Here is a 4671-nt window from a genome sequence, read left to right on the forward strand (position 1 = left end):
ACATCGAGCTGTTCATGGATCTCGAGATGCCGGAGAACCTGCAGAGCGACTACGGCTTTCCCGAGATCACCCGTGACGACAAGCGCAAGATCCTCGGTGAGAACTACGCGGGGATGCTCGGCATCGACGTGGGCCAGACGCTCAAGGCGATTCACGGCAGCGATGACAGGACCCCGTGACGTGTCCGCCGTCAATTCAACGGAACCGCAATCCATTCAGTCAGCAGTGGACCAAGCGATCCGCCAGCACCTTGGGCGATTCCTGGACTCCCACGGCGGCGCCGTCGCGGCAGCCTCCGTCTCTCCCGCCGGCGATGTCGTCCTGGCATTCCAGGGCGCCTGTCGCGCTTGCCCGGCGGTCGCCGCGACCTTCTACAGCAAGGTCGCGCCGCTGATCAAGCAGGTCGATGGCGTCCGCTCAGTGAGTGCACCGAACGTCAACGTCTCAGAGGCCGCCGTCCGGCGCGTCCTGGCCCTCAGCGCCACGTCGGCCCGATCGGGCCGACGGACCAGCCCCCGATCAGGTGTCCGAAAGCTGCCCCTGATGGTCAACTCCACGAAGTACACCGACGACGAGCAGGGTGGTGTCAACCAGCGATGACGACGACCGACATGTATGAACACGAGGCAACGATCACCGATGCATTCGCGCAGCGACTTCTCGAGGCAGCCGTGCAGTACGCCACCTCGGTCCAGCAGCGATCGGTGATCTCCATCGTCGATGCCTCCGGTGAACTGAAGGCATTTCGCCGGATGGACGGATCACCGCGGCTCGCGGTGCGCATCTCGCAGGACAAGGCCTACACCGCAGCAGCTTTCGGGATGCCGACGGATCAATGGCACGACTTCATCAAGGATGATCCGCCGTTGCGCGACGGGATCGTGCACACCCCACGACTGATCGTCTTCGGAGGCGGCTACCCCATCACCGTCGACCAACACGTCATCGGCGGGATCGGAGTCTCCGGCGGGCATTACACCGACGACATGGGCGTCGCGCAGGCAGCGCTGGCGCTGATCGACCGAATTCCCCAAACCACGTGACGAATTCGCCTCACGCAGCACTCGAGTTGGCGCACAGCTCGCCGAGCAGCGCGGCCACCACGCCGAACGCGAAGTACAGGGGCGGCAGCCATGGGCCGACACCGAGAGTCCGTCGGAGCCTGCGGCGTAGGCGAACACCCCTGCCCCGACGAGCGCGATCTCGACCACGGGGCCGATCACCCCTGCGAGCACCCCGCACACCACCGACGGCCTGTCGCCGAGCGCACACCACGTGATGACCGCCATCGCGGAGATCAGCGCGATCCCTGGCACCTCGGGCGCGGTGTGCACCAGGGCGGTGGTGACATAGATTCCGACCACCGCCGCGACACCGGCCAGACCCCGCCTGGCAGTGACGGTGGTCCGCACGTCGGGCAGGTGCAGGCGAAGTTCGGCCAGGGAGACAGTCGCCAGACCGACCATCGCCGGGAACCAGACCGGACTGCTCCACACGAACGGCACCGCATCCGTCAAGTAGACCGTGGTGCCCGTGGCAACGTGACTGTGGTCGCCGACGAGCGATGCCGCTGCCCCGAGCAGAAACAGGAACACCGCCTGTGGCATGTGCAGTTTCACGCGACGGACGCTACTCCCCGACCTGTGGCAGCTCGTCCGCGGCAATCTCACACGGCGTCGGGTCGGCGATCTCGGCAACCGCCTCGGGCACCTTCGCCGCTTCCTGGCCCGAGCACGAGAAAATAGTCGGATGCCCAGTCTGTTTCCTCCGGCCATGCCCGCCGGGTCGATCTCGAGATCGGCGCAACCCTCGATCCCCGTTGCCGGCGCCGCGCTCCTGCGCCCGTGGATCCGCGACGATGCTGCGGCCACGGTGGAGGCCTTCGACGATCCGGCGATTCGGCGCTGGCACGTGCGGCGCGCAGACTCGATCGACGAAGCGCACGACCTGATCGCGCACTGGCAGAGCGGCTGGCCCAAGGAGTCCGAGGCCAACTGGGCAATTGTTGATGCCGACACCGACGGACTTCTCGGCCGCATCGCCCTGAAGGGGTTGGAGCTGCACGACGCGACGGCCGAGGTCGCCTACTGGATGTGTCCCGCAGCGCGCGGTCGAGGGCTATGCACGCGGGCCGTCGTCGCGGTGTCGGAATGGGCGTTCCGGGAAGCCGGCTTTCATCGACTCGAGCTCGATCATTCGACCCAGAACCTCGCATCGTGCCGGGTGGCCGTCAAAGCCGGGTTCCGGGAAGAGGGCATTCGGCGCGGTGCGGCGTTGCACGCCGACGGCTGGCACGATATGCACGTCCATGCCCGCCTGAGTAGCGATGCCGGGCTGCGCCCCGCCTAGCCTCAGGGCTACTCTCCGACCTGTGGCAGCTCGTCGGCGGCAATCTCGCACGGTGTCGGTTCTCCGGTATCGGCAACGGCCTGGGGCATGGGTTGCGGGGATGGTGGCGAATCCAGTGGTGGCTCAACCACTGTCGGCGCCGGAGCCGGGTCTAGTGCCGGCCCGTCGGCGGGCTCACCGCAGCCCACGGTCGCCTCCCCCGACTCCACGACCTCCTCGGCGACCGGGTCTTGGTCGGGTGGCGGTTCCTCTGTTTCGTCGTCGGACGGGTCCGGATCGTCTGGCTCGTCCTCGTCAGTCAGGGGCTCTTCTGGGCCGTCCACCTCGTCGAGTTCGTCGACGTCCGCCGAATCGGGCAGTCCATCGTCGGTCGATCCGACCAGTCCCCCGATCAGGTCGGCCAGCTGCTGTCCGAATCCCGACAGACCCGATCCGAGAGAAGACGTGCCCGCGCCGAGGTCTCCGAGCGAGGGCATCGACGGCGTCGCACCAGGCATCGAGGCGGCGGGCGCCTGGCCGGCGGGATCGACGAGGGCCGGTGACATGGCGGGCGCGGGGGCGGCCCATGGTGCGGCAGACGACGACATGGGGGAAGAAGCGGCAGGCACCGGGGCCGGCGCCCCGGCCGCCGCAGGAACGGTCTGAACCGACGATGACGATGACGGCAACGGCGCATCACCCGGAGCTGCGACGGGTTCGGGCGTCTGGGCACGGGGACCTAGCTCGCCAGGCACCTCGAACACCGCGCGTGGCGCGGCGGTCATCGTGGCGAGCGCTGCGTCGTAGGCCCCGTTGATCGACGCACCGGCGGCCCGCATCGCCGTCAGCCAGTCCGAGCCGATGTCGTTGTCCACGAACGGCTTCACCTCTTGATCGATCAGTTCACTGGCCGCCGCGAGGTCCCCCGCGCCGCTCGTCATCGTCTTGGCGGCGGCCAGCCACTGCGTGCGCTGGGCTTGATGCCTGCCGTCGATGGCCTGGACGGCAGCCACCTTCGCGTCGACTGCGCGCCACAGTTCGTCCCGAAGCGTCGCCGCTGCATCCGCCGACGCGCGGACTGCCGCGCTGACGGCGCTCGCCGCTTGGCCACTGCGCCAGGTGAATTCGCGGGCCGCCGCCGCACCTCTGCCGGACCAAGCCGCGGACAGCTCCGCAACCAGGTCGGCCTGGGTGCGGGCCGCGTCCTCGGCCGCGGACGCCACCGCCGACAGCGCCGCGCAGTCGCCGTCCAACGCCCGCAGGTCGAGCCCGTCCTCACTGGCATACCAGTCCCGCACCTGCGTGGCACTAGCCGTCAGATCGGGGTGCTGGTAGCCGAGGCGACGGCACGCCGTCACGTACTCCTCGACGTCGTCAACGGCGGGGTTGCCCTCGGCGAGTCGCGACGCGACGTCGAATGGATTCGCCACGCTCACCCCAGCCGCGCGGCGCTGCGCGCATCGACGTCGACGTAGCGGGCACCCGAAGAGCGCAGCGCCGACGCGATCTCGCGGGCCGCCCTGGCCCATAGGTGCATCTGATCGACGACCTCGTCGACGGCCCGCCGCTGGGCGTCGCCGCGCGCGGCGTAGTCGCGTCCCGAGACCGACCCGTCGAAGCTCAGCCGGGCCAGATGTGTGCGCGCCAGAGCGTCGACGACGTCCGCGACCGCGTCATATCGGCCTGCGACGTCGAAGAGCGCACCGACGTCGACGTGCGCGGACTCAATTTCTCCCATGCCGGGTTATGACGCACGGGGTGCCCATTCGGTTCCCGGATTCAGCGCTGTTTGCTGACCGAATCCGCGACACGGGACGCCAGCAGACGCGCAGTGTCCTCGTCGGCCGCCTCGACCATCACCCGCACCACCTGTTCGGTTCCCGAGGGACGCAACAGAATTCGACCGGTATCGCCGAGTTCGGCCTTCGCCAAGGCGACGGCGGAGACCACCGAGGGTGCCTCCGCGACGGTGGCCTTGTCCGCGACCGCGACGTTGATCAGCACCTGCGGGAGGGTCTGCATCGGCGCGGCGAGCGCAGCAAGGGTCGATCGGGTCTGCGCCATCCTCGACATCATGCGCAACCCGGTGGCGATCCCGTCGCCCGTGGTGCCGAGCGCAGGCATCACGATGTGACCGGACTGCTCGCCGCCCAACGAATACTCGCCGGCGCGCAACTCCTCCAACACGTAGCGGTCACCAACGGCGGTGGTGCGGACCTCGATACCCGCCCCGCGCATCGCGATGTGTAAACCGAGATTGCTCATCACCGTGGCCACCAACGTGTTCGACGCCAACTCGCCGGCATCGCGCATGGCCAGGGCGAGGATCACCATGATCGCGTC

The 4671-nt window shown here is 68.5% G+C and carries 6 protein-coding genes; 3 read left to right on the plus strand and 3 right to left on the minus strand.

Features of this window, described 5'->3' with window-relative positions; all coding sequences use genetic code 11:
- Positions 1-225 precede the first annotated feature (225 nt).
- From ACRDUX_RS00745 to ACRDUX_RS00755, 3 genes are all read left to right on the plus strand, one after another.
- On the plus strand, positions 226-600 hold the full coding sequence (locus tag ACRDUX_RS00745) for a NifU family protein (RefSeq protein ID WP_526410060.1): 375 nt from the start codon (positions 226-228) through the stop codon (positions 598-600).
- An 11-nt stretch (positions 601-611) separates the two neighbouring features.
- On the plus strand, positions 612-1043 hold the full coding sequence (locus ACRDUX_RS00750; RefSeq protein WP_526410068.1) for a heme-binding protein: 432 nt from the start codon (positions 612-614) through the stop codon (positions 1041-1043).
- A 706-nt stretch (positions 1044-1749) separates the two neighbouring features.
- Positions 1750-2349 (plus strand): GNAT family N-acetyltransferase, encoded by a 600-nt coding sequence (locus tag ACRDUX_RS00755; protein WP_526410062.1) that lies wholly within the window; start codon positions 1750-1752, stop codon positions 2347-2349.
- An 8-nt stretch (positions 2350-2357) separates the two neighbouring features.
- On the opposite strand, the gene ACRDUX_RS00760 is transcribed toward ACRDUX_RS00755, so the two are convergent.
- From ACRDUX_RS00760 to ACRDUX_RS00770, 3 genes are all read right to left on the minus strand, one after another.
- Positions 2358-3758 carry a hypothetical protein gene (locus ACRDUX_RS00760; RefSeq protein ID WP_526410064.1) on the minus strand — a complete coding sequence of 467 codons (1401 nt, stop codon included), beginning with the start codon at positions 3756-3758 and terminating at the stop codon, positions 2358-2360.
- A gap of 2 nt (positions 3759-3760) precedes the next feature.
- On the minus strand, positions 3761-4066 hold the full coding sequence (locus tag ACRDUX_RS00765) for a DUF7162 family protein (RefSeq protein ID WP_526386773.1): 306 nt from the start codon (positions 4064-4066) through the stop codon (positions 3761-3763).
- A 41-nt stretch (positions 4067-4107) separates the two neighbouring features.
- Positions 4108-4671, minus strand: a 564-nt coding sequence (locus ACRDUX_RS00770) for a phosphohexomutase domain-containing protein (protein ID WP_526410066.1), incomplete at its 5' end; no start/stop codon positions are given.

Source organism: Mycobacterium sp. (assembly GCF_050701675.1).
GTDB lineage: Bacteria > Actinomycetota > Actinomycetes > Mycobacteriales > Mycobacteriaceae > Mycobacterium.

Excerpts from the sequence above, each read along its gene's own strand:
- ACRDUX_RS00755 (WP_526410062.1), top strand. The coding sequence starts at position 1,750 with ATGCCCAGTCTGTTTCCTCCGGCCATGCCCGCCGGGTCGATCTCGAGA.
- ACRDUX_RS00750 (WP_526410068.1), top strand. The coding sequence starts at position 612 with ATGTATGAACACGAGGCAACGATCACCGATGCATTCGCGCAGCGACTT.
- ACRDUX_RS00765 (WP_526386773.1), bottom strand. The coding sequence starts at position 4,066 with ATGGGAGAAATTGAGTCCGCGCACGTCGACGTCGGTGCGCTCTTCGAC.